Source organism: Micromonospora sp. B9E7, from assembly GCF_039871815.1.
Taxonomy (GTDB): Bacteria; Actinomycetota; Actinomycetes; order Mycobacteriales; family Micromonosporaceae; genus Micromonospora.
In genome coordinates this window covers 56,780-81,082 of record NZ_JBDPLX010000024.1, presented here as the reverse complement: position 1 = coordinate 81,082, position 24,303 = coordinate 56,780, and the positions used below count along the sequence as shown (strand labels likewise).

Sequence of the window (24,303 nt, the reverse complement as noted above, 5' to 3'; positions counted from 1 at the left end):
GGAGGGCGGAGGGGCAGCGGTGAGCACAGTGGACGCACCCTCCAGGACGCGCGCCCCGCTCTTCTTCATCAGCTACTCGCGGGCGCCGGTCGGCCGGGCCACCGGCAAACCCGCCGAGTACGTCTCCCGGTTCTTCGAGGACGTCTCCGTCCACGTCAGTGAGCTGGTCGGTCCGGTGACCGGTGTGGACGCCGGCTTCCTGGACACCTCCATCGCCGGTGGTGAACGGTGGAGCCCGGAGCTGCTCCAGGCCGCCGGCACCTGTCAGGTCTTCGTTCCGCTGGTGTCCAGCGCACTGCTCGGCAGTGAGTGGTGTGGTCGCGAGTGGGACGCCTTCTCCCGCCGACGGATCGTCCCGCGACACAGCTCCGCCTCGCCGCACGAGACGGCGATCGTGCCGGTCACCTGGTCGCCGACGAACGGCACGGCACTGCCCCAGGTGCTCCGCGACATCCAACGGTTCACCCCGACCGCCATGCCGGATCCCGACATCGCGGTGCACTACCAGCGGGATGGGGTCTACGGCTTGCTGACCATGCAGTGGGAGAACGCGTACCGGGCGGTGGTCTGGCGGCTCGCGCAGCGGATCGTGGCCATCCACCGGTCGTACCTGGTGGAGCCCTGGGTGCCGGCGAGCGTGGACGAGCTGTGCAACCGGTTCGCCGAGGAGCCGGGATGAGCCCGCCGGCGGACCGGCGTCGACAGGCGTCGCGAGGAACGTACTTCTTCCTCAGCTACGCGCACTCGGCGCCGCCGCGGGGTGCCCGTGCCGACACCGACGTCTGGGTCGGCCAGTTCTTCACCGACCTGACCGAGGAGGTCCGGCGGCAGGCGCGACCGGTGGCGGGGATGCGGATCGGTTTCTTCGACCAGCACATCCCGTTGGGGGCCGACTGGAAGGCGGCTCTCGCCGAGGCGCTCGGCGACGCCGAGGTCTTCGTCCCGCTCTACTCGCCCGGCTACTTCAGTCGCCCGTGGGCGTTGGGGGAGCAGGAGTCCTTCCGGGCCCGGCTCGCCGCCGCCGGGCGGGCCCGGGTCGCCGCCGGCCATCTCATCCCGGTGCTGTGGATCCCGTTCCCCCCGTGGGAGGCCCATCCGGAGCTGGACGGCGCCCTGGACCTGGGCCGCGACGTCCCGGAGTACGCCGAGGACGGCCTGCGCGCGTTCTGCATGCTGGCCCCCTACCGGCAGCAGTACGAGCTTCTGCTGAACCGCCTGGCCAGCCGGATCGTGCACACCGCCGAGCGGCGGCCGCTGGGCCCGTCCCGCGCGCCGGGCCTCGACGAGGTCGTCCGCCCGGGGCCGACCGACCCGGACTTCGTCGTCGCCGTGCTGGCCCCGACCCGGGACCATCTGCCGACCGACCGCGACCCTGCCGGCTACGCGGCCAGCGGCCGGCTCTGGCGGCCGTACGGGCGTCGCCAGGAGCTGCCCGCCGCCGAGTACGCGGCCAGCACCGCCGAGCGACTCGGGCTGTCGGCCCGCACGGCCGACTTCGCGCAGGCCGCCGGGCTGCTCGGTCGCCGGCCCGCCGTGCTGCTGGTCGACCCGTGGATCGCGGCGGCGCCCGGCGGTGCGGAAGCCCTTGCCCGCATGCTGCACGGCCTGCGGGAGTGGGTCGTTCCGCTGGTGGTCACCGACGACGACGACACCCAGGACGCCAGCCGGTGGGCGACCGAGGTGACGCAACTGCTGCACGACGCCGGTCTGCCCCAGGTCAAGCGCGCGTGCACCGTGCCGGAGTTCGTCGACCTGATGCCGGCGCTGGTCACCGAGGCCCGCCGTCAGTTCCTCAAGTACGGCCCGGTGGTCCCCTTCGAACCACCGCCGGAGCCGGTGCCGAGCCTGCGTGACGGCCTGTCCGCCGCCGGCCCGGCCGCTCCCACCGACCCCGCGTCCCCGCCTGATGATCCGGCCCCATTGCGTCCCCACGGAGAAAACCGATGAACAACGATCGCGAAGGCCAGGTCGTCACCTTCTACTCGTTCAAGGGTGGGACGGGCCGGACGATGGCGCTGGCCAACGTGGCCTGGATCCTCGCGGCCAGCGGCCGGCGGGTGCTGGTCGCCGACTGGGACCTCGAGTCGCCTGGCCTGCACCGCTTCTTCCACCCGTTCCTCGACGCCGAGGCGATCCAGGGCACCAGTGGCGTGATCGACATGATCCGCGACTACGAGTGGGAGACCACCCGGGTCGACGACCGACCGGACCGCTGGATGGAGCAGTACGCCCGGGTCGGCCGACACGCGTTCTCGCTGCGCTGGAACTTCCCGAACGGCGGTGGCCTCGACTTCCTCTCGGCGGGCCGGCAGAACAGCGACTACGCGGTCTCGGTGAGCGGGCTGGACTGGGACAACTTCTACAACCGCCTGGGCGGCGCGCAGTTCTTCGAGGCGTTGCGCGCGGACATGAAGCGCCAGTACGACTTCACCCTGATCGACAGCCGGACGGGGTTGAGCGACGTCGCCGACATCTGCACGCTGCACCTGCCGGACACCCTGGTCGACTGTTTCACGCTCAGCGACCAGGGCATCGACGGCGCGGCCCGGGTGGCGCACTCGGTCCGAGACCGCTACCGGCGGCGCGACATCCGGGTCCTGCCGGTCCCGATGCGGGTCGACCAGGCCGAGAAGGAACGGGCCGAGGCGGGACGCCTGCTGGCCATGCGCCGGTTCGCCGGGTTGCCGGCCGGCATGACCGAGGCCGAGCGGCGGCGATACTGGGCCGCGGTCGAGGTCCCGTACCGGCCGTTCTACGCGTACGAGGAGACCCTCGCCACGTTCGGCGACCCGCCCGGCTCGCCGACGTCGCTGCTGGCCGCGTTCGAGACGTTGACCGGGATCCTCACCGACGGCGCGGTGACCGCGCTGCCGGTGATGGACGAGTCGGTGCGGGAGCGGGGCAAGGCCCGTTTCCGCCGGCGCACCGAGGCGATCGACGACCAGATCGTGCTCCGTTGTGCGCCGGAGGACGCCATCTGGGCCGAGTGGCTGGAGCGGGTGCTCAGTTCGGCCGGGCTGCGGGTGGTGGATCCCACGGCCGCCGTCGGTTCCGCCGGTACGCCCGCGCCGCGCACGCTGACCGTGGTCTCGCCGGCCTACGTGGCGACGCCGTCCGGCGGTCTGCCCGCTCGCGACACGAGCACCGGTTCCACGGCGCTCGCGGTCTACGTCGCCGACCTGCGTCCGCTGGCGGAGTTCCCCTCCCAGAGCTCCACCAACCTGGTCAACGTGAGCGCGGCGACCGCCGTGGAGCGGGTGTTGCGGCTGGTCGGTCGGCCGGTGCCGTCGTCGGCGGACGGCCCGGCGGGCGGCAGCACCAGGTTCCCCGGCGCCGAACCGTTGATCTTCAACGCCCCCAACCGGAATGCCCGGTTCACCGGCCGGGAGGACGACCTGGCCCGGTTGCGCGCGCAACTGCAGAGCGGGGGCAGCGCGGTGGTGCTGCCGGTCGCCCTGCAGGGCATGGGTGGCGTCGGCAAGACGCAGGTGGCTCTGGAATACGTGCACCGGTTCAAGGCCGCGTACGACGTGGTCTGGTGGATCGTGGCGGACCCGCCGCAGTTCGTCGACACCGCCCTCGCCGACCTCGCCAGTCGCCTCGGCATCCTCGCCGGGCCCACCCTGCCCGACACGGTCCGGTCCGTGCTGCAGGTGCTCGGCCGGGGCGAGCCGTACGAGCGGTGGCTCGTCGTGCTCGACAACGCCGAGGAACTCGACCAGATCGAGCCCTTCCTGCCCCAGGGCCCCGGGCACGTCCTGCTGACCTCCCGCAACCGCGCGTGGGGTGACCGGGCGAACCCGATCCAGGTGGACGTCTTCGACCGCACCGAGAGCGTCGCGCACCTCGCCCAGCGGGTGCCCACGATCAGCGCCGAGGAGGCCGACCGGGTGGCCGAGGCGCTCGGCGACCTGCCGATCGCGGTGGCCGCGGCGGGCGCGTGGCTCGCCGACACCGGCACCTCGGTCGGCGACTACCTGCGGCAGATCGAGCGGCACGGCCCGAGCGCCCTCTCCGTCGAGGCCACCTGGGACCTGTCGTTGAACCGGCTGCTCGACCAGGCGCCCGCCGCGTACCGGCTGTTGCAGCTCTGCTCGGTACTGGCCCCGGAAATCTCGCTGGAACTCATCTACAGCGACGAGATGGCGGCGGCCCTCGTGCCGTTCGACCCGTCGGTGTCGGAGCGGCTCGTGCGTGGCGCACTGGTCCAGCAGATCAACCGGCTCGCGCTGCTCAAACTCGACGTCCAGGGCGGCCGGGTCCAGGTGCACCGGTTGCTGCAGGCGGTGGTCCGCGACCGGATGACCGAGGACGAGATCGATGCTGCCCGGCACCAGGTGCACCTGGTGCTGGCCGCGTCCCGGCCACGCGGCGACGTGGACGACCCGACCACCTGGGCCCGGCTGCGCATGCTCTGGCCGCACCTGGAGGTCTCCGAGGCACTGACCTGCCCGGACGAGTCGGTGTGCCAACTGCTGATCGACCGGGTTCGTTATCTGTGGCAGCGCGGCGGTCTGGATCAGGCCGACGGGTTCAGCCGGGAGGTCGACGCCACCTGGACCGCGCGCCTCGGCGACACCCGGGACGAGACCGAGGCGTCGGCGCTGGGCCGGCAGTTGCTGCACCTGAGGTTCAACCGGGCGAACATCCTGCGCAGCCTGGGCCGGTTCGAGGAGGCCCGGGACCTGGACGAGGCGGTGTTGGCCGAGCAACGCCGGTTGCTGGGCGCGATGCACCCGCACAGTCTGATGACCGCCGGAAGCCTCGGCGGTGACCTGCGCGCCCTCGGCCGCTACGCCGAGGCGCTGGAACGGGACCGCTCCACCTACGCCTCCTGGCTGCAGGTGTTCGGCGAGGACCACCCCCGGACGTTGAGCGCCGCCAACAACCTCGCCGTCTCGTACCGGCTGGTCGGCGACTACCGGGCGGCCCGCCGGTGGGACGACGAGGTGCACCAACGGCGGCGGCTGGTGCTCGGCCCCACCCACCCCTACACCCTCGTCTCCGCCGTGCGGCTGGGCAGCGACCTGCGGGAGGCCGGCGAGTACGAGCGGTCGGCCGCCCTGCTGCGCACGGTGTACGAGACGTACTGCGAGGTGCTCGGGCCGGACGACGGTCAGAGTCTCGCCGCACAGGTGAACCTGGCGGTGTCACTGCGCAGCGCCGGCCGGGGCGGTGAGGCCGCGCCGATGTTCGAGACGGCCTACCGGGAGCTCGACGAACGTTTCGGCCCGGACAACCCGGACACGGTGGCGTGCCGGTCGAGTCGCGCGGCGAACCTGCTGGCCGTCGGCGACGGTGCCCGGGCGCTGACCGAGATGACCGCCGTCAGGCAGGCGTACGAGGAGCAACTGCACCTCGGGGCGGAGCACCCGCACACGCTGGCGACGCTGAGCAACATCTCCGCGGCCGAGCGCGCGGTCGGTCGCAGGTCGGATGCGCGCGCGTCGGCTGCCATGGCGTCCGGCGAGCTGCGCAAGGTGCTCGGCCCCGACCACCCGCACACCCTCGCGGCGGAGGTGAACCATGCGGTGTGCCTCGCCGAGGAGGGGGAGTGGGAGTTGGCGCGGGACCGCCTGCGGGAGACCGCCGATCGCCTGGCCGCGGTGATCGGTGCGGAGCACCCCGACACGCTTCGCTGCCTCGGTGATCTCGCCATGGTGTCGAGGCGGGTCGGTGGCGACGGCGCGGGCGAGGACGTCGGCGACGTGGCGGACCGGCTGGCCGAGGTGGTCGGCCCGGAGCACCCGACCGTACAGACCCTGCGCGAGCGGCGGTTCGTCGTCCGGGTGATCGACCCGCACACGATCTGACCGGGCGGGGCGGGTCGGGCGTCGAGGCCCGGCTCGCCGGCCGGGCCGTCCCCGGTCAGAGCCGCGGAGTGGTCGCGAGGTCCGGTTTGGCCAGCCAGGTCAGGGTCTGCGGCAGGATCTCCACCGCCCCGAAGTGCGCGGCCCCGGGCTGCACCTGGACCTCGGCGCGGGAGATCCGCGAGGCGAGCCAGTGGGAGTGCTCCACCGGGGAGAAGCGGTCCTGCTCGCCGTGCCAGAGCCGGACCTCCGCACGGATGGCACCCAGGTCGAACCCCCAGCCGCGTCGGATCGCCAGCACGTCGTCGATCCAGCCCTCGGGGCCGTGCCGCAGCGCCTCGGAGTACATGTCGGTCAGGAGCCGTCGGATCGCGATGTCGTCGACGACCCGGATGTCCTCCTCCGGCAACTGGGGGCGGAGGAACTCCAGCAGCGTCATCGGGTCCCGCCGGGCCTCCTCGGCGCGCACCTTCAGGTTGAGGGTGAGCTCGGCCAGGTCCTCGTCGGCCTGCCCGTAGTCCTCCACGTTCGATTCCGCCATGCCGGCGTACCAGTCCAGGTCGGGTGCGCCGGCCGGGGCGAGCCCCACCAGCACGGCGGCCCGGGTGACCCGGTCGGGCAGCAGCGCCGCGCAGGCCAGGGCGTGGGGGCCGCCACCGGATCGACCCACCACCGCGAACCGCTCGATGCCGAGGTCGTCGGCGATCGCCGCCACGTCGGCCGCCGCGTCGGCCACCCGCCGACCCTCGTGTCGGTCGGAGTCGCCGTAACCGGGCCGGTCGTAGCAGACGAGGTGCACGCCGAGGCGGTAGACGACGATGCCCCGCGGACGGGGGCCGCTGCGGCTGCCCGGGGTGCCGTGCAGCAGGAAGACCGCGGGCCCGTCCGGAGAGCCGGAGGTCTCCACCGCGAGGTGCCGCCCGTCCGGGGTGGTGACGGTGCGCTGTGCCGCATCTGGTCGCGTCACGGTTGGCCTCCCGCGGGTCGTCATGTGCTCCCCCGTGAACGGAGCCGCGCATCGTCGGCGCCGAGTGCAAAGCCCCCGAAATCGCCCAGAACACATTCTTGTTGTGCAGCGTACTGCCCGTCGTGGATGCCCGCTATGGGCCACCGGGTCAATGCCGGTGGGTAGGGGCCGCCGAACGGGCCGCTACCCTGGTAGCCCGAGGGGAAGGGGCACCAAGAAGGTGGCTAGGACCTACAACGTCGTGACGTACGGCTGCCAGATGAACGTGCACGATTCCGAGCGCATCTCCGGTCTGCTCGAACAGGCCGGCTACGTGCGCGCGCTGCCCGCCGACGACACCCCGGACATCGTCGTCTTCAACACCTGCGCGGTGCGGGAGAACGCGGACAACCGGCTCTACGGCAACCTCGGTCGCCTGCGCCCGGTGAAGGACAAGCACCCCGGGATGCAGATCGCGGTCGGCGGCTGCCTGGCCCAGAAGGACCGCGGCGACATCGTCCGCAAGGCGCCCTGGGTCGACGTGGTCTTCGGCACCCACAACATCGGCGCGCTGCCGGTGCTGCTGGAGCGGGCCCGGCACAACGCCGCCGCCGAGGTGGAGATCCTGGAGTCCCTGGACGTCTTCCCCTCCACGCTGCCCACCCGCCGCGAGTCCACGTACGCCGGTTGGGTGTCGATCTCGGTGGGCTGCAACAACACCTGCACCTTCTGCATCGTGCCGGCGCTGCGCGGCAAGGAGAAGGACCGGCGGCCCGGCGACATCCTCTCCGAGGTGCGCGCCCTGGTCGACGAGGGCGTGCTGGAGGTGACGCTGCTCGGGCAGAACGTCAACTCCTACGGCGTCGAGTTCGGCGACCGGTACGCGTTCGGCAAGCTGCTGCGCGCCTGCGGCGACATCGACGGGTTGGAGCGGGTCCGGTTCACCAGCCCGCACCCGAAGGACTTCACCGACGACGTGATCGCCGCGATGGCCGAGACGCCGAACGTCTGTCACTCGCTGCACATGCCGTTGCAGTCCGGCTCCGACGACGTGCTCCGGGCGATGCGCCGGTCCTACCGCTCCGAGCGCTACCTGGGGATCATCGAGAAGGTCCGGGCGGCGATGCCGGACGCGGCGATCACCACCGACATCATCGTCGGCTTCCCCGGCGAGACCGAGGCCGACTTCCAGCGCACCCTGGACGTGGTCCGCGAGGCACGGTTCTCCTCGGCCTTCACCTTCCAGTACTCGAAGCGGCCCGGCACCCCCGCCGCGACGATGGACGACCAGTTGCCCAAGCAGGTCGTGCAGGAGCGCTACGAGCGGCTGGTCGCCTGCGTCGAGGAGAACGCCTGGGCGGAGAACAAGCGGCTGGTGGGCGAGACCGTCGAGGTGCTGGTCGCCGTCGGCGAGGGCCGCAAGGACGAGCGCACCGGCCGGATGTCCGGTCGGGCCCGCGACGGCCGGCTGGTGCACTTCGCGACCGACGGTCCCGGCGGGGAGTCGCTCGCCGGCCAGATCCGCCCGGGCGACATCGTGCACAGCACGGTCACGTACGCCGCGCCGCATCACCTCAACGCCGACGGGGCGCTGGTGGCACACCGGCGTACCCGGGCCGGCGACGCGGCCGAGGTGGGTCGCTCCCCGCGTACCCCCGGGGTTTTGCTCGGTCTGCCGACGATCGGCGCACCGCCGGTCACGCCCGCACCCCTCGCCGGCTGCGCCACCCACTGACCGCACGGAAGGGCCCCCTGGACGAGGGGCCCTTCCGTGAAGGACTGAGTCAGACGGTGATCCGGCCGGCGCCCGCGCCCGCCGTCACGATGGACTTGACGTTGCTCGCGGTGTCCAGCTGGTAGGAGTACGGGATGCTGGCCACGCTGCCGCCGGCCTGGCCGGTGGGCGAGTTGACGAAGTGGTTGTTGCGGGCGACCAGGCTGCCGGGCCCGGAGTCGCCCTCACCACGGTGGTACGGGTCGTCGACGTTCTCGAAGTAGTTGCCCTCGACGAGCACACCCGCGTTCTCGGTGGACGCGACGCCGTAGCCGCCGTTGGCCCGGTAGTAGTTGTTGTAGACGTGCACCGGGTTGCCGAAGCGCACCCGGGGGTTGCGTTGGTTGCTGCCGTCGAACCAGTTGTGGTGGTAGCTCACCCGCAGGTGACCGACGTCCTGGCTGGCGTTGTCGTCGCTGTGGCCGAGCAGCATGGTCTTGTCGTGGTTGAAGACCCGGTTCCACGACACGGTCACGAAGTCCGAGCCGCGCTTGATGTCGACGGCACCGTCGTACCCGTTGCTGAAGCTGTTGTGGTCGATCCAGATGTTGGTGGCCGACTCCTGCACGTTGATCGCGTCGTCGTTCCAGTCCCGGAAGCTCAGGTTCCGGATGATCACGTTGCGGTCGCCGTTGATGTTGAGCCCGCAGCCGGCGATCGTCGCGCCGGAGTTGCCGAGGATGGTCTTGTTGGACCGGACCCGCAGCATGCCCGAGCAGGTGATGGTCCCGGACACCCGGATCACCGCGGCGCCGGTCGCGTTCAGCGCGCTGGTCAGTGCCGAGGCGTTGGTGACGGTGGTCATCGCGGCGTTGCCGCCGCCGGTGGTGCCGCCGTTCTGGGTGGCCCATCCGACCAGGCCGGTCTGCGGCGGGTTCGTCGGCGGTGGCGTGGTCGGCGGTGGCGGGGTGGTCGGCGGTGGCGTGCTGGGCGGCGGCGTGGTCGGCGTGGTGCTGCCGGTGCAGGCGACATTGTTCAGGGTGAAGCTGGCCGGGGCAGGGTTGCTGGAGTTGTTCCAGGTCGCGTTGAAGCCGAACGAGGCGCTGGCGTTGGTCGCCAGGTTGCCGTTGTAGTCGACGTTCGTCGCGGAGACCTGGCTGCCGCTCTGCGAGACGGTGGCGCCCCACGCCTGGTTGACCTGCTGGCCGGCCCCGTACGACCAGCGCAACGTCCACCCGGAGACCGGGTCGCCCAGGTTGGTGACCGTGACGTTGCCGGTGAACCCGCCCGGCCACTGGCTGGCGGCCGAGTAGGTGACCTGGCAACCGGCGGCCGCCTGGGCGGACACGGAGGTCAGCAGACCGGCGGTGACGAGGGTGGCGGTGGCTGCGGCGGTGGTGGCGATCAGCGTCATTCGACGCCGTCCTGTGCGCATGCTGCTTCCTTTCGATGAGGCGGACGGACCGTCGCGTCGCCCATGCCCGTGGGCGGCGAGGTTGGCCGGGACCAGGGTCCTCGGGCCCGCCGGTGCAGGTTCGTGAAGGAAAGCGGCTCCCGCGCTTGCGCCCGCCGATGAAGAGGCAAGCGCTTTCCCGATGAAAGCATAGAAGGGCATGCATGTAAATGGTCGGGACGGCCGATGCGTCGCACACCGGCCGTCCCCGACAGCTCAGCAGCTCACGTCGCCGGGCTTCACCGTGCCCGGCGCGCTCTCGGTGCCGTTGGCGGTGAAGCCCACGGTGACCGACCCGCCCGCCGGCAGGGACGGAGCGTGGCGTGGCGCGGGGCGGGGAGGGCGGGGTGCGGGCGCGCCCCAGCGCGGCGGGCGTGGCCGGCGGCAGGTGCGGGGCGTGGTGGCCTGGACACGCGGGAGCCCCCGGTCCCCGTGGGGGCCGGGGGCTCCGGAAGACGTCAGCTCAGCCGGCCTGCTCGGCGAGCTGGAGGAACTGCCGCTTGGAGGCGAGGGCCTGCTCGGCCTCCTTGATCCGGCGTGCGTCCCCGGCGCTCTGCGCCCGGGCCAGCCGGTCCTCGGCTTCCGCCACCTGCGCCCGCATCTGGGCGAGCAGCGGGTTGTCCTCCTTGGTGGTGCGGCGCCACGCCGAGTCCATCACGTCGCGGACCTTGTCGTCGATGGCGCGCAGCCGGCGCTCCAGCCCGGCCGCCGCCTCCCGGGGGACGCGGCCGGCCTCGTGCCACTGTGCCTGGATCTCGCGCAGCTTGGCCTGGGCGCCCTTCGGGTCGGCGTCGATGTCCAACGCCTCGGCCTCGGCGAGGAGGGCCTGCTTGCGCTCCAGGTTGCCGCGCTGCTCGTTGTCCCGGGCCGAGAAGACCTCACTGCGCCGGCTGAAGAACGCGTCCTGCGCACCCCGGAACCGTTCCCAGAGCTTCTGCTCGGCCTCCTTGGAGGCGCGCGGCGCGGCCTTCCACTGGGTCATCAGGTCCTTGAGCTGGTTGGCGGTGGCAGCCCAGTCGGTGGATTCCTGGAGCTTCTCCGCCTGGGCGACCAGCTCCTCCTTGGCGGTCTGCGCCTGCTTGCGCTGCGAGTCCAGGGAGGCGAAGTGGGCACCACGACGTCGGGTGAAGCCGTCCCGGGCGGCGGCGAACCGCTTCCACAGCTCACCGTCGGCCTTCTTGTCGACCCCACGGATGGTCTTCCACTCGTCGAGGATCTCCTTGAGCCGGTCCCCGGCGGTCTTCCAACCGGTGGACTCGGCGGCCAGCTTCTCGGCCTCCTCGACCAGCGCGGTCTTGCGGGCCAGGGCCTCGCCGCGAGCGGCGTCCCGGGCCGCGCGGGCCTCACCGGCCTTCTCCTCGGCGAGGGTCGCCAGCTTGTCCAGACGAGCGGTCAGGGCGTCGATGTCGCCGACCACGTTGGCCTCGGGCAGCGTGGTGCGGATCCGCCGGATCGTGCTCAACGAGTGTCCGGCATCCGCCGCACCCGACTTGAGCCGTGCTTCGGTCAGGTCCACCTCGGTGACCAGATCGGCGAAGCGGCGCGCGAAGTGTGCCAGGCCTTCCTCCGGCGCACCCGCCTGCCAGGATCCGACCACCCGCTCGCCGTCGGTGGTCTTGACGTACACGGTGCCGTCCGCGTCCACCCGTCCGAAGGCAGTCCAGTCGCTCATGTGCCCATCCTCGTTCTCCCGGCGTCGGGGGAACGAACCCCCGTCGCCGCCACGGCGCAGCCAAGTTGCTTCCGGCATTGTCACAGGTCTCACCCGGTCCGCGTCGAGCGCCTATCGCCGACCGTGACCATACGGTGTCCTAGGGGCCGAATGACCGGATCGGCGCGGAGACGCACCGGGGATTCCCGCTACGGTGAACGGGTGCCACTGGTCGCCGCCGCTGTCTGCCCGCATCCGCCCCTGCTCGTACCCGAGGTTGCCGGCTTCGCGGCCGCGGAGTTGGACGACCTTCGGGCGGCCTGCGACACCGCCGTACGCCGGTTGCTGGCCGTCGGCCCGGACAGCGTGGTGTTGCTCGGGACCGGCCCGGTGACCGGTCCGATCCGCACTCCGGCCACGGGCTCCCTACAGCCCTGGGGTGTCGACCTGGACGTGCCGCTGGTCCTCGGCCAGCCCGACCGGGGTGCGGTGCTGCCGTTGAGCCTGACCATCGGTGCGTGGTTGCTGGCCCGCCACGAGGCGCCACCCCAGGCCAGCGCACCCCCGGCCAGCCCACCCCAGAGCAGCGCACCCCCGGCCAGCGCACCCCAGAGCAGCGCACCGCCGGTGGCCGCCGTGCAGGTGGCCGCTGACGCGGGCCCGGCCGAGCTGGCGGCGCTGGCGGACGAGATCGTCGCTACGGGTGAGCGGGTGGCGTTGCTGGTGCTCGGGGACGGGTCGGCGTGTCGGGGAGAGAAATCACCCGGGTACGACGACCCGCGTGCCCTCCCGTACGACCAGAGGGTTGCGACGGCGCTGGCCGAGGCGGACCTGGACGTCCTGCTCGACCTGGACCCGGTGCTGTCGACGGAGCTGAAGGCCGCCGGTCGCGCGCCCTGGCAGGTGCTGGCCGGCGTGGCCCGGGCGGCGGACGGCGGCTGGCGCGGCGAACTGCTGCACGACTCGGCCCCCTACGGGGTGGCCTACTTCGTGGCGTCCTGGGAGCGGCTGTGACCAGCGGCGGAGTCGGCACGGTCGTCGCGGTGGTCGGCCCGACCGCGGCGGGTAAGTCGGCGCTGAGCATCGCGTTGGCGCACGCCCTCGACGGGGAGGTGGTCAACGCCGACTCGATGCAGCTCTACCGGGGCATGGACATCGGCACCGCCAAGTTGACCCTCGCCGAGCGGGACGGGGTGCCGCATCACCTGCTGGACATCTGGGAGGTGACCGAGCCGGCGAGCGTCGCGGAGTACCAGCGGCTGGCCCGCGCGGCGGTCGACGACATCCTGTCCCGGGGGCGGGTGCCGCTGTTGGTGGGCGGGTCCGGGCTGTACGTGCGGGCGGTGCTGGAGCGTTTCGAGTTCCCCGGCACCGACGCGGTGCTGCGGGAGCGGCTGGAACGCGAGTTGGCCGAGGTGGGCCCGGCGCCGTTGTACGCGCGGCTGCGCGCCGCCGACCCGGCCGCCGCCGAGGGCATCCTGCCTGGCAACGGTCGTCGGATCGTGCGGGCCCTGGAGGTGATCGAGCTCACCGGAGCGCCGTTCACGGCCTCGTTGCCGCAGCCCACGCCGTACTACCCGTCGGTGCAGCTCGGCGTCGACCTGGACACCGGGCTGCTGGACGAGCGGATCGCGCTGCGGGTCGACCGGATGTGGGCCGACGGCCTGGTGCCGGAGACCCGTGAGCTGGTCGGGCGCGGGTTGCCGGAGGGGCGGACGGCGAGTCGGGCGCTCGGCTACCAGCAGGTGTTGCGCATGCTCGCCGGTGAGCTGACCGAGTCGGAGGCGCACGACGAGACGGTTCGGGCGACCCGGCGCTTCGTCCGCCGGCAGCGGTCCTGGTTCCGGCGGGATCCGCGGATCCACTGGTTGGACTCGGCGACGCCGGACCTGATCGGGGCCGCCCTGCGCTTGGTGCCGGTTGCTGCGCGATGATGGGGGTGTGGAGTTCACCAAGGGCCACGGCACCGGCAACGACTTCGTCCTCCTTCCCGACCCGGACGGTCAGCTCGACCTGACCCCGGAGCTGGTCGCGGCGCTCTGCGACCGCAGGCGGGGCATTGGCGCGGACGGCGTGCTGCGGGTGGTCCGCGCGGCCAAGCACCCGGACGGCGCGGGGCTGGCCGGCGAGGCCGAGTGGTTCATGGACTACTGGAACGCCGACGGTTCGTTCGCCGAGATGTGCGGCAACGGCGCCCGGGTCTTCGTGCGGTACCTGCTCGACACCGGCCTGGCGACGCCCGCCGGCGCGGCGCTGCCGGTGGCGACCCGGGCCGGCGTCGTGCGCGCGCTGGTCGAGGGCGATGCCGTGTCCGTCGAGATGCGCCGACCCCGGGTGTACGACGAGTCGGCCGCCACCCTCGGCGAGCTGACCCTGACCGGCACGGCGGTGGACGTCGGTAATCCGCACCTGGTCTGCGTCCTGCCCGCCGGTGTGGAGTTGTCCGCGCTGGACCTGACCAGAGCTCCCGGGTACGACCCGGAGGTGTTCCCGAGCGGGGTGAACGTGGAGTTCATCGTGGCGGGCGACCCGGTCGACGCCACCGACGGGCACACCCTGATGCGGGTGTACGAGCGCGGCAGCGCGGAGACGCTGTCCTGCGGCACAGGTGCCTGCGCGGTGGGCGCGGTGGCCCTGCGCGACGCGGGCCGGGACACGGGTGTGGTCGCCGTGGACGTGCCCGGCGGCTGCCTGACGGTCACCGTGACGGCCGATTCCTGCTGGCTGTCCGGCCCGGCAGTCCTGGTGGCGACAGGCGAACTCGACCCCGCCGCCCTGCTTCGGTGATCAAGAGGTTTGCGTCAGAGTCCACGCTCTTCCTGACGCAAACCTCTTGATCAACCGGGGTTCGCTGAGCCGGGTTCGCTGAGCCGGGGTTCGGCGGGGGAGTGCGGGTCAGGGGGTTGCGCTGGCGTTGGCCGCGATCTCGGGGAGGTCCGCGGGGCCGGGGTCGGCGGCCGGGAGTGGGCTGGGGTTGTGCGCGGCGGCGCGGACGGCGGCGGCGACCGCCGGGGCGACCCGGGAGTCGAAGACGCTCGGCACGATCACCGTCGGGTTGATCTTGTCTTCGCCCACCACGTCCGCGATGGCCTGGGCGGCCGCGAGGGCCATCTCCTCGGTGAACTCCTCGGCGTGCGCGTCGAGCATGCCGCGGAACACCCCGGGGAAGGCGAGCACGTTGTTGATCTGGTTCGGCTGGTCCGAGCGACCGGTGGCGACCACTGCGGCGTGCTTGCGCGCCTCCCGGGGGTCGACCTCCGGGTCCGGGTTGGCCAGGGCGAAGACGATCGCGTCCTTCGCCATCTGGGCGATGTCGTCACCGGTGAGCAGGTTCGGCGCGCTCACGCCGATGAACACGTCGGCACCCCGGATCGCACCCGGCAGGTCACCCGAGTAGTTCTCCTTGTTGGTGTTCTCCGCCAGCCACTGCCACGCCGAGTTGAGCCCGGTCAGCCCGCGGTGCAGGGCGCCCTGCCGGTCGTACGCGATGATGTCGCCGACGCCCTGACGCAGCAGCAGCTTCATGATCGCGGTGCCGGCCGCGCCGGCGCCCGAGACGACCACGCGGACGTCGCCAAGCTGCTTGCCGACCACCCGCAGCGCGTTGGTCAGCGCCGCCAGCACGCAGATCGCGGTGCCGTGCTGGTCGTCGTGGAAGACCGGGATGTCCAGCGCCTCGCGCAGCCGGGCCTCGATCTCGAAGCAGCGCGGCGCGGCGATGTCCTCCAGGTTGATCCCGCCGTACGCCGGCGCGATGGCCTTGACGATCTGCACGATCTCGTCGGTGTCCTGGGTGTCCAGCACCACCGGCCAGGCGTCCACCCCACCGAAGCGCTTGAACAGCGCCGCCTTGCCCTCCATCACGGGCAGCGACGCGGCCGGGCCCAGGTTGCCCAGGCCGAGCACCGCCGAGCCGTCACTGACCACCGCGACGGTGTTTCGCTTGATGGTCAGCCGCCGGGCGTCCGCCGGGTTCTCGGCGATCGCCATGCAGACCCGGGCAACCCCCGGGGTGTACGCCCGGGACAGCTCGTCGCGGTTGCGCAGCGCAACCTTCGACGTCACCTCGATCTTGCCGCCCAGGTGCAGGAGGAACGTCCGGTCCGACACCTTGCGCACGTCCACGCCGTCCAGCGCGGTCAGCGCGTCGACCACCTGGTCGGCGTGGCTGGCGTCGGCGGTGTCGCAGGTCAGGTCGACGATCACGTTGGTGGGGTCCGAGTCCACCACGTCCAGCGCCGTGACGATCGCCCCGGCCTCGCCGACGGAGGTGGTGAGCCGCCCGATCGAGGAGGCGTCCGCGGTCACGGCGATCCGGATGGTGATCGAAAATCCGGCGCTCGGCAGTCGGGTGATGGCCACGGGATCCCTCCGTCACGGCTGTGCGGCCGGTCGGCCGCCGTCCGCATTTCTACCGGGTTGTCGAGTCCGACCAGCATTCGGCCCCACCTTTGGCGACCTTCACCATGGGCATATAGCAGGTGCGTTCGGCGTTGTGTCATGTCAGGATTACGTTCTACTTATCAAAACGGACAGGAGAACCGCTTGCGAGACCAGGAGAGCTTCGTCCCCGTCGAGGACGAGCTCGACGACGTCACCACCGGCGAGATGGAGCTGTCGGAGCGGCAGTCCCTCCGACGCGTCCCGGGCCTGTCGACCGAGCTCACCGACGTCACCGAGGTGGAATACCGCCAGCTGAGGCTGGAGCGGGTCGTCCTGGTGGGTGTCTGGACCGAGGGCACGGTGACCGACGCCGAAAACTCCCTGACCGAGCTTGCCGCGCTGGCCGAGACCGCCGGCTCGCAGGTGCTCGAAGGGCTCATCCAGCGTCGTACCCGGCCCGACCCGGCCACGTACATCGGCCGCGGCAAGGTCGACGACCTCGGCGCGGTGGTCCTCTCCACCGGCGCCGACACGGTCATCTGTGACGGTGAGCTGTCCCCGTCGCAGCTGCGCAACCTGGAGCAGCGCACCAAGGTCAAGGTTGTCGACCGGACGGCGCTGATCCTCGACATCTTCGCCCAGCACGCCAAGAGCAAGGAAGGTAAGGCGCAGGTCGAGCTTGCCCAGCTCGAATACCTGCTGCCCCGGCTGCGTGGTTGGGGTGAGACGCTCTCCCGGCAGACCGGTGGTTCCGGCCGGGGCGGCGGCGCCGGTGGCGGCGTGGGTGTGCGTGGTCCCGGTGAAACCAAGCTGGAGACCGACCGGCGGCGTATCCGCCACCGCATCTCCCGGCTGCGCCGCGAGATCAAGAGCATGCGGACGGTACGCGTCACCAAGCGCGCCCGACGCACCCGCAACTCCGTCCCCGCCGTGGCCATCGCCGGTTACACCAACGCCGGCAAGTCCAGCCTGCTCAACCGGTTGACCGGCGCGGGTGTGCTGGTGGAGAACGCGCTGTTCGCGACGTTGGACCCGACCACCCGCAAGGCCACCGCCTCGGACGGGCGGCTCTACACCCTCTCCGACACCGTCGGCTTCGTCCGGCACCTGCCGCACCAGATCGTCGAGGCGTTCCGCTCGACGCTGGAGGAGGTCGCGGAGGCGGACCTGGTGGTGCACGTCGTCGACGGCACCCACCCGGATCCGGAGGAGCAGGTCCGGGCGGTCCACGCGGTGCTCGCCGAGGTCAGCGCCGACCGGCTCCCCGAGCTGTTGGTGGTCAACAAGACCGACGCGGCCGACGAGGACACGCTGCTGCGGCTGAAGCGGCTCTGGCCGGACGCGATCTTCGTGTCCGCGCACTCCGGTCGGGGCATCGACGGGCTGCGCGCGGCGATCGAGGAACGACTGCCGCGCCCCGCCGTGGAGGTCCGGGCCGTGCTTCCGTACGACCGGGGCGACCTGGTGGCACGGGTGCACCGCACGGGTGACGTGCTCAGCACCTCGCACCTGCCGGAGGGCACTCTGTTGCACGTCCGGGTCGGCGCGGAGTTGGCTGCGGAGCTGGCGCCCTACGAGGTCCAGCGGGAGAGTCAGGCGGCTGGCGTCCGGTCCTGAGCGGCCACGGCGTCATCCACCGGAAACGCGCGGCATGCGACACTGGCCGAATGCGCCGCGTTGTTTCCTCGGTCACGGTTGCCCTCGGCCTGCTCGGGGCAACCGTGGCGCTTCCCGGTGTCGCTGTGGCGGCTTCCGCTCCCGGGTTGTCCGCTGTCACGCCCGGCCAGAAGCGGTGCACGATCGTCGACGAGCGCCTGCGGGAGCTGTCGGGGCTGGTCGCGACCACGAGCGGCTACGTCGTCATCAACGACGCCACCGAGAACGCGGCACGCAAGCGGATCTTCTTCCTCGACAGCAAGTGCAAGATCTCGAAGGAGGCGGTCCGCTACTCGGGGCAGGGCCCGGCCGACACCGAGGACCTGGCGCTCTCCAAGGACGGCAAAACCCTCTGGATCGCCGACATCGGTGACAACGCCGACTCGAAGACCCGCCGCACGCGCGTCGCGCTCTGGTCGATGCCGGTCAGCGGTGCCAAACAGCCGACGCTGCACCGGCTGGCCTATCCCGAGGCGAAACCGCACGACGCCGAGGCGCTGCTCATCGGCGACGACGGCAAACCGCTGATCATCACGAAGGTGACCAGCGGCAAGGCCGAGATCTACACCCCGACGGCGGCTCTGAAGAGCGGCGACACCGAACCGGTGCCGATGCGTAAGGCCGGCGAGATCGCCCTGCCGAAGACGCAGACGGAGAACCCGCTCAACACGTTCGGTCGGATCGCCATCACCGGCGCGGCCCGGTCGCCGGACGGCTCCCGGGTGGTCCTGCGCACCTACGCGGACGCTTTCGAGTTCGACGTCAGCGGCGGTGACATCGTCGGCGCGCTCAGCACCGGCAAGCCCCGGGTGACGGCGTTGGCGGACCCGTTCGGCGAGGCCATCAGCTACACCGCGGACGGGAAGTCGTTCCTCACCGTCTCCGATGCCACCCGGTTCGGGGAGGACGATCCCCTCGACATCCTCGCCTACACACCGTCCAGCTCGACCGCCGTGCCACAGGCACCGGGCGGCGGGGCGGCTGCCAAGCCGGCCGCGTCGAAATCCTGGACGGACGGGCTGAGCTTCGACGACATCACGTACCTCGTCGGCGCGGTCGGGTTGATCGGTCTGCTGCTGGTCGGCGCTGGCATATTCGGCATCGTCCAGGCCCGTCGCCGGCCGCCGAGTGACGACTCCGACTCGTCGGACCCGGGTGGTGAGCCGTTCGACCCGCGCACGGGTCGTTCCGCCGACGGCCCCCGAGCAGCTGTCGACCGCAAGGGCGGTGTCTACGGTGGCGGCGCGGCGGCGGGCGGCGCGGTCTACGGCGGTGCCCCGGGCCGTGGCGGTGTCCCAGGTCGCGGCGGCGCGGCCCCGGCAGGTGGTGCCGTGTACGGAGGTGCCCGCCCGGCAGCAGCCGATGGTGGCTACGGTGCGGCACGGGCAGATGGCGGCAACGGCGTCTACGGAGGCGGACGCCCTCCGGCCGGTGCCGGCGGTCGTCCGCAGGGCGTTGGTGGTCGCCCCCAGGGCGCCGGCGGTGGTGGTCGTCCGCAGGGCGCAGGCGCTGGCGGTCGGCCGCAAGGCGCCGGCGGTGGTCGTCCGCAGGGAGCCGGTGGTCGTCCGCAGGGCGGGGGCGGTCGGCCTGGCGGCGGGGTGTACGGCGACGGTGGCGGCCAGCCCGGCACCGGTCGCGCGGAACCGCCCCGGCGCGGCGGTCCGGAGCCCGACCAGCGGGGCCAGCGGCCCGGCCGTCGGCGGGACGACGACGCCCCTGTCGATCCGTACGGGCAGTATCCCGGGGGCGGTCGCGGCTATCGGGGCGACCGCTACTGAGACTGTCGGTGTGACCACCCGCCGTTGAACGACGGATGCGGGTGGGCACCACGTGGCGCCCACCCGCCGATCGGTCAGATCCGGCGTAGCACCGCTACGACTCGGCCCATGATGGTGGCGTCGTCACCGGGGATCGGGTCGAAGGCCGGGTTCTGCGGCATCAGCCAGACGTGCCCGTCGCGTCGCCGGTAGGTCTTCACGGTCGCCTCGCCGTCGAGCATGGCGGCCACGATCTCGCCGGAGTCGGCGGTCGGCTGTTGCCGGACGACGACCCAGTCGCCGTCGCAGATCGCCGCGTCGAGCATCGAGTCGCCCTTGACCTGGAGCATGAAGACCTCGCCCTCGCCCACCAGCTCGCGCGGGAGCGGGAAGATGTCCTCCACGGCCTGCTCGGCGAGGATGGGACCACCGGCGGCGATCCGGCCGAGCATCGGCACGTACGCCGGGGTCGGCCGCTGTGCCCGGGACAACTCGTCGTCGATGGCCTCGCTGGGAGCGCGGACGTCAACCGCGCGCGGCCGGTTCGGGTCGCGGCGCAGGAAGCCCTTCTTCTCCAGCTCCTTGAGCTGGTAGGCGACGCTGGACGGCGACACCAGGCCGACGGCCTCACCGATCTCACGGACGCTCGGCGGGTAGCCGTGCCGCTCCACCCAGGTGCGGATGAACTCCAGGATGCGACGCTGGCGGGCGGTCAGGTCGATCGTCGCCGGGTCGGGGAAGGCGCTGACCACAGGTGTGACCGGGCGCACGGCGGGCTGACCCGTCCGGCTGCGCGCGGCGCTGCGACGTCGGGTGGCCGGCGGGCCCGCCTCGGTGATCTGCTGCGGGCTCTTCGGCCGGCTTGCCCGGTCCTCGGTCACGTCCGTCCTCCCTGGTCGGCGCTGGGTGCCTCGTCGGCTCGTGGTGCGTGCGGGGTGCCACGTTGTTCATGACCGTATAGGTGAGATCGGTCATTTTCAAACATCTGTACGACCTCTCACCGGCGTGTCGGAGTGAAAAACCACTCTGGTCGTACGGATGTTCTGATAAATGGTACGTCAGGTAGCACTGGTGTTCGATCCTCGGCCGTTTTCCGGGTCAGTCTGGCCTGCTGGCCGGTAACTCGGGCGAGGGCTCGGCGTTGGGTCTTCGGGCGCGCTGATGGTGTCGGATGACCGGATGGTCCGTGACGCGCCGGACACGCCGGCCAACTTGACCCGGCTTCCCCGGCGACATACGGTCAACCCCTAGATGTAGTAGTGACACGGGCGTAAGTTGCCCACAGGTTGGGTCCGACTACCGACCGCACTCCCGTAAGGTCGAGCACGGCGGGCGTCATCCGACGATGGCACCGTCGCGTAGAGCCGTGCCCGGGCGTGCCCGGTGTGGGCGCAGTTGATCATTTTTTGGAGGTGGGCGATGCGGTGTCCGTACTGCCGGCACGCTGACTCCCGGGTGGTCGACTCGCGGGAGGCCGACGACGGCCAACTCATTCGACGGCGGCGGTCCTGCCCGGAGTGCGGCAAGCGGTTCACCACCGTCGAGGAGGCGGTCCTCGCGGTCGTCAAGCGCAGCGGCGTGACCGAGCCGTTCAGCCGCACGAAGATCATCGGCGGGGTGCGCAAGGCGTGCCAGGGCCGGCCGGTCGACGACGACTCGCTCGCGCTGCTCGCGCAGCGGGTGGAGGAGACCGTCCGGGCCAAGGGGGCCGCCGAGATCCCCAGCCACGAGGTGGGCCTGGCGATCCTGGGCCCGTTGCGCGACCTGGACGAGATCGCCTACCTGCGGTTCGCCAGCGTCTACCGCTCCTTCGACTCGCTCGCCGACTTCGAGCGCGAGATCGAGACGTTGCGGGCCGCGGCGCGAGCCCGGGAACAGGGCCGGGCCGATGCGGTCGAGGCCGCCGGCCGTACCAGCTGAGTCTTCACAGTTTTTCGAGAGATTGGGACGCGCGGTGGGTGACCGCGCAGACGAGGGGGGCGACGGCGTGACAACTAGCCGTTCACGGAACAAGGCAGGCGCGGGGCTGAAGATCGATCGGGTGTGGACGACCGAGGGGGTCCACCCGTACGACGAGGTCAGCTGGGAGCGCCGCGACGTCGTGATGACGAACTGGCGGGACGGCTCGATCAACTTCGAGCAGCGGGGGGTCGAGTTCCCGGAGTCGTGGAGCGTCAACGCGGCCAACATCGTCACCACGAAGTACTTCCGGGGCGCGGTGGGGACCCCGGAGCGGGAGTGGTCGCTCAAGCAGTTGATCGACCGGGTGGTCACCACCTACCGCACCGCGGGCGAGGAGTACGGCTACTTCGCGAGCCCGGCGGACGCCGAGATCTTCGATCACGAGCTGACCTGGATGCTGCTGAACCAGGTGTTCAGCTTCAACTCGCCGGTCTGGTTCAACGTCGGTACGCCGTCGCCGCAGCAGGTCAGCGCCTGTTTCATCCTGGCCGTCGACGACTCGATGGACTCCATCCTCGACTGGTACAAGGAGGAGGGGCTGATCTTCAAGGGCGGCTCCGGCTCCGGCGTCAACCTGTCGCGGATCCGCTCGTCGAAGGAGTTGCTCTCCTCCGGCGGCACCGCCTCCGGCCCGGTCAGCTTCATGCGCGGCGCGGACGCCTCGGCCGGCACCATCAAGTCCGGCGGCGCGACCCGTCGGGCGGCCAAGATGGTCATCATCGACGTGGACCACCCGGACATCGAGGAGTTCGTGGTCACGAAGGCGCGCGAGGAGGACAAGATCCGCGCGCTGCGTGACGCCGGGTTCGACATGGACCTCGGCGGCTCCGACATCGTCAGCGTGCAGTACCAGAACGCCAACAACTCGGTCCGGGTCTCCGACGAGTTCATGTCGGCGGTGGAGAACGGCGGCGGCTTCGACCTGCGCGGCCGGCTGGACGGCTCGGTGATCGACACCGTCGACGCCAAGAAGCTGTTCCGGACCATCTCGCAGGCCGCCTGGGAGTGCGCCGACCCGGGCCTGCAGTACGACGACACGATCAACGACTGGCACACCTGCCCGGAGACCGGGCGGATCACCGCGTCGAACCCGTGCTCGGAGTACCTGCACCTGGACAACTCCTCGTGCAACCTGGCCTCGCTCAACCTGATGAAGTTCCTCCGCGCCGACGGTGGCTTCGAGGTGGAGAAGTTCGTCAAGTCCGTCGAGTTCGTCATCACCGCGATGGACATCTCGATCTGCTTCGCGGACTTCCCGACCGAGAAGATCGGTGAGACGTCCCGCGCCTACCGGCAGCTCGGCATCGGCTACGCCAACCTCGGCGCCCTGCTGATGGCCTCCGGCCTGCCCTACGACTCGGAGCAGGGCCGCTCGGTCGCCGCCTCGATCACGTCCCTGATGACCGGCACCGCGTACCGCCGCTCGGCCGAGCTGGCCGGCGTCGTCGGCCCGTACGACGGCTACGCCCGCAACGCCGAGCCGCACAAGCGGGTCATGCGCAAGCACGCCGCCGCGAACGACGAGATCAAGCCGACCAGCCCGGTGGCCACCGCGATCGTCCGTGAGGCGACCAAGCAGTGGACCCAGGGCAACAAGATCGGTGACAAGTTCGGCTGGCGCAACGCGCAGGCCAGCGTCCTCGCCCCGACCGGCACCATCGGCTTCATGATGGACTGCGACACGACCGGCGTGGAGCCGGACCTGGCGCTGGTCAAGTTCAAGAAGCTGGTCGGCGGCGGTTCGATGCAGATCGTCAACCAGACCGTGCCGCGCGCCCTGCGCAGCCTCGGTTACCCCGAGGAGCAGGTCGAGGCGATCGTCGAGCACATCGCCGACCACGGTCACGTGGTGGACGCCCCCGGCCTCAAGCCGGAGCACTACGCGGTCTTCGACTGCGCGATGGGGGAGCGGACGATCGCCCCGATGGGTCACGTGCGGATGATGGCGGCCATCCAGCCGTTCGTCTCCGGCGCCATCTCCAAGACGGTCAACATGCCGGAAGCGGCCACCGTCGAGGACGTCGAGAAGATCTACTTCGAGGGCTGGAAGCTCGGCCTCAAGGCCCTGGCGATCTACCGCGACAACTGCAAGGTCGGTCAGCCGCTCTCGGTGGCGAAGTCCAACAAGGCCACCGAGCCGGCCGCCGAGGCCGCGCCGGTCGTCGAGAAGGTCGTCGAGTACCGGCCGGTGCGCAAGCGCCTGCCGAAGAAGCGCCCGTCCGAGACGGTCAGCTTCTCCGTCGGCGGTGCCGAGGGCTACCTCACCGCGTCGTCCTACCCGGACGACGGCCTCGGCGAGGTCTTCCTCAAGATGTCCAAGCAGGGCTCGACCCTGGCCGGCGTGATGGACGCCTTCTCGGTGGCCATCAGCATCGGCCTGCAGTACGGCGTGCCGCTGGAGACGTTCGTCAGCAAGTTCACCAACATGCGCTTCGAGCCCGCCGGTATGACCGACGACCCGGACGTGCGGATGGCCGCCTCGGTGATGGACTACATCTTCCGTCGCCTGGCGCTGGACTTCCTGCCCTACGAGCGCCGCGCCGAGCTGGGCATCTTCACCGCCTCGGAGCGGGCCGCCCAGCTGCGGGCCGAGGCCGACGCGGAGGCTGCCGCCGTCACCGGCGTCGAACTCACCGCGATGGCGTCCTCGGCGCCGGTGGCACCCCCGGCCAAGCCGGAGGCCGTCGCCCAGCCGGCCCAGGAAATGGCCGACGTGGCCGTCGCCAAGCCGGCACCGAGCGTGGGTTCCAGCACCGAGTTGCTGGAGGCCGTGATCGGCAAGGCCGCCGACGCACCGCTCTGCTTCACCTGCGGTACGAAGATGCGCCCCGCCGGTAGCTGCTACGTCTGCGAGGGCTGCGGCTCCACCAGCGGCTGCAGCTGACGTACGCGTAACGCGGCGCTGTCCCGGCTTCCCTCACGGGAGGCCGGGGCAGCGCCGTTTCCAGACGCGCGCAGAAACGTGTAGAGC

Annotated in this window: 16 protein-coding genes; 11 read left to right on the top strand and 5 right to left on the bottom strand. The window is 71.4% G+C overall.

What is annotated here, in order from left to right:
• Nucleotides 1-19: 19 nt before the first annotated feature.
• Genes ABGB10_RS28475 through fxsT form a run of 3 tightly spaced genes read left to right on the top strand, consistent with a single transcriptional unit; the run spans nucleotide 20 to nucleotide 5,813 of the window.
• On the top strand, nucleotides 20-679 hold the full coding sequence (locus tag ABGB10_RS28475) for a TIR-like protein FxsC (RefSeq protein WP_347664074.1): 660 nt from the start codon (nucleotides 20-22) through the stop codon (nucleotides 677-679).
• Nucleotides 676-1,947: a TIR-like protein FxsC gene (locus tag ABGB10_RS28470; RefSeq protein ID WP_347664073.1), complete on the top strand. Its 1,272-nt coding sequence runs from the start codon at nucleotides 676-678 to the stop codon at nucleotides 1,945-1,947. Before ABGB10_RS28475 ends, ABGB10_RS28470 begins: the two co-directional genes overlap by 4 nt.
• Entirely contained in the window at nucleotides 1,944-5,813 is a 3,870-nt protein-coding gene (gene fxsT, locus ABGB10_RS28465) for an FxSxx-COOH system tetratricopeptide repeat protein (protein WP_347664072.1), read from the top strand. The genes ABGB10_RS28470 and fxsT overlap by 4 nt, the downstream gene beginning before the upstream one ends.
• Nucleotides 5,814-5,868: 55 nt before the next feature.
• Here the strand turns inward: fxsT and ABGB10_RS28460 are convergent, their stop codons facing one another.
• Nucleotides 5,869-6,777 carry an alpha/beta hydrolase gene (locus ABGB10_RS28460; RefSeq protein WP_347664071.1) on the bottom strand — a complete coding sequence of 303 codons (909 nt, stop codon included), beginning with the start codon at nucleotides 6,775-6,777 and terminating at the stop codon, nucleotides 5,869-5,871.
• 220 nt (nucleotides 6,778-6,997) lie between these two features.
• Between ABGB10_RS28460 and miaB the strand changes: the two genes are divergently transcribed.
• Complete coding sequence (miaB, locus tag ABGB10_RS28455; protein ID WP_347664070.1) at nucleotides 6,998-8,491, top strand: tRNA (N6-isopentenyl adenosine(37)-C2)-methylthiotransferase MiaB; 1,494 nt, start codon at nucleotides 6,998-7,000, stop codon at nucleotides 8,489-8,491.
• Nucleotides 8,492-8,540: 49 nt separating this feature from the next.
• Here miaB and ABGB10_RS28450 read toward each other — a convergent pair whose 3' ends face one another.
• Together ABGB10_RS28450 and ABGB10_RS28445 are read right to left on the bottom strand one after the other, a co-directional pair.
• The gene (locus ABGB10_RS28450; RefSeq protein ID WP_347664069.1) at nucleotides 8,541-9,905 is read right to left on the bottom strand and encodes a cellulose binding domain-containing protein; all 1,365 of its coding nucleotides are present in this window, start codon (nucleotides 9,903-9,905) and stop codon (nucleotides 8,541-8,543) included.
• A 481-nt stretch (nucleotides 9,906-10,386) separates the two neighbouring features.
• Nucleotides 10,387-11,595, bottom strand: coding sequence for a DUF349 domain-containing protein (locus tag ABGB10_RS28445; protein ID WP_347664068.1), 1,209 nt, complete (start codon nucleotides 11,593-11,595; stop codon nucleotides 10,387-10,389).
• 150 nt (nucleotides 11,596-11,745) lie between these two features.
• Between ABGB10_RS28445 and ABGB10_RS28440 the strand changes: the two genes are divergently transcribed.
• Genes ABGB10_RS28440 through dapF form a run of 3 tightly spaced genes read left to right on the top strand, consistent with a single transcriptional unit; the run spans nucleotide 11,746 to nucleotide 14,361 of the window.
• Nucleotides 11,746-12,588: a hypothetical protein gene (locus ABGB10_RS28440; protein WP_347664067.1), complete on the top strand. Its 843-nt coding sequence runs from the start codon at nucleotides 11,746-11,748 to the stop codon at nucleotides 12,586-12,588.
• On the top strand, nucleotides 12,585-13,508 hold the full coding sequence (gene miaA, locus ABGB10_RS28435; protein WP_347664066.1) for a tRNA (adenosine(37)-N6)-dimethylallyltransferase MiaA: 924 nt from the start codon (nucleotides 12,585-12,587) through the stop codon (nucleotides 13,506-13,508). The genes ABGB10_RS28440 and miaA overlap by 4 nt, the downstream gene beginning before the upstream one ends.
• Before the next feature lie 7 nt (nucleotides 13,509-13,515).
• Entirely contained in the window at nucleotides 13,516-14,361 is an 846-nt protein-coding gene (dapF, locus tag ABGB10_RS28430; protein ID WP_347664065.1) for a diaminopimelate epimerase, read from the top strand.
• 108 nt (nucleotides 14,362-14,469) lie between these two features.
• Here dapF and ABGB10_RS28425 read toward each other — a convergent pair whose 3' ends face one another.
• On the bottom strand, nucleotides 14,470-15,936 hold the full coding sequence (locus ABGB10_RS28425; protein WP_347664064.1) for an NAD-dependent malic enzyme: 1,467 nt from the start codon (nucleotides 15,934-15,936) through the stop codon (nucleotides 14,470-14,472).
• A gap of 183 nt (nucleotides 15,937-16,119) precedes the next feature.
• On the opposite strand from ABGB10_RS28425, the gene hflX reads away from it, so the two are divergent.
• Together hflX and ABGB10_RS28415 are read left to right on the top strand one after the other, a co-directional pair.
• On the top strand, nucleotides 16,120-17,574 hold the full coding sequence (hflX, locus tag ABGB10_RS28420; RefSeq protein WP_347664063.1) for a GTPase HflX: 1,455 nt from the start codon (nucleotides 16,120-16,122) through the stop codon (nucleotides 17,572-17,574).
• Between the two features lie 50 nt (nucleotides 17,575-17,624).
• Nucleotides 17,625-19,391 (top strand): hypothetical protein, encoded by a 1,767-nt coding sequence (locus tag ABGB10_RS28415; protein ID WP_347664062.1) that lies wholly within the window; start codon nucleotides 17,625-17,627, stop codon nucleotides 19,389-19,391.
• Nucleotides 19,392-19,465: 74 nt separating this feature from the next.
• Here ABGB10_RS28415 and lexA read toward each other — a convergent pair whose 3' ends face one another.
• The gene (gene lexA / locus ABGB10_RS28410) at nucleotides 19,466-20,251 is read right to left on the bottom strand and encodes a transcriptional repressor LexA (RefSeq protein WP_347664061.1); all 786 of its coding nucleotides are present in this window, start codon (nucleotides 20,249-20,251) and stop codon (nucleotides 19,466-19,468) included.
• A 538-nt stretch (nucleotides 20,252-20,789) separates the two neighbouring features.
• Between lexA and nrdR the strand changes: the two genes are divergently transcribed.
• Nucleotides 20,790-21,290 carry a transcriptional regulator NrdR gene (nrdR, locus tag ABGB10_RS28405; protein ID WP_210858234.1) on the top strand — a complete coding sequence of 167 codons (501 nt, stop codon included), beginning with the start codon at nucleotides 20,790-20,792 and terminating at the stop codon, nucleotides 21,288-21,290.
• A 34-nt stretch (nucleotides 21,291-21,324) separates the two neighbouring features.
• Nucleotides 21,325-24,216: a vitamin B12-dependent ribonucleotide reductase gene (locus ABGB10_RS28400; protein ID WP_347664060.1), complete on the top strand. Its 2,892-nt coding sequence runs from the start codon at nucleotides 21,325-21,327 to the stop codon at nucleotides 24,214-24,216.
• Nucleotides 24,217-24,303 lie beyond the last annotated feature (87 nt).

Excerpts from the sequence above, each read along its gene's own strand:
- ABGB10_RS28470 (WP_347664073.1), top strand. The coding sequence starts at position 676 with ATGAGCCCGCCGGCGGACCGGCGTCGACAGGCGTCGCGAGGAACGTAC.
- fxsT (WP_347664072.1), top strand. The coding sequence starts at position 1,944 with ATGAACAACGATCGCGAAGGCCAGGTCGTCACCTTCTACTCGTTCAAG.
- ABGB10_RS28450 (WP_347664069.1), bottom strand. The coding sequence starts at position 9,905 with ATGCGCACAGGACGGCGTCGAATGACGCTGATCGCCACCACCGCCGCA.
- ABGB10_RS28445 (WP_347664068.1), bottom strand. The coding sequence starts at position 11,595 with ATGAGCGACTGGACTGCCTTCGGACGGGTGGACGCGGACGGCACCGTG.
- ABGB10_RS28440 (WP_347664067.1), top strand. The coding sequence starts at position 11,746 with ATGACCGGATCGGCGCGGAGACGCACCGGGGATTCCCGCTACGGTGAA.
- ABGB10_RS28415 (WP_347664062.1), top strand. The coding sequence starts at position 17,625 with ATGCGCCGCGTTGTTTCCTCGGTCACGGTTGCCCTCGGCCTGCTCGGG.
- nrdR (WP_210858234.1), top strand. The coding sequence starts at position 20,790 with ATGCGGTGTCCGTACTGCCGGCACGCTGACTCCCGGGTGGTCGACTCG.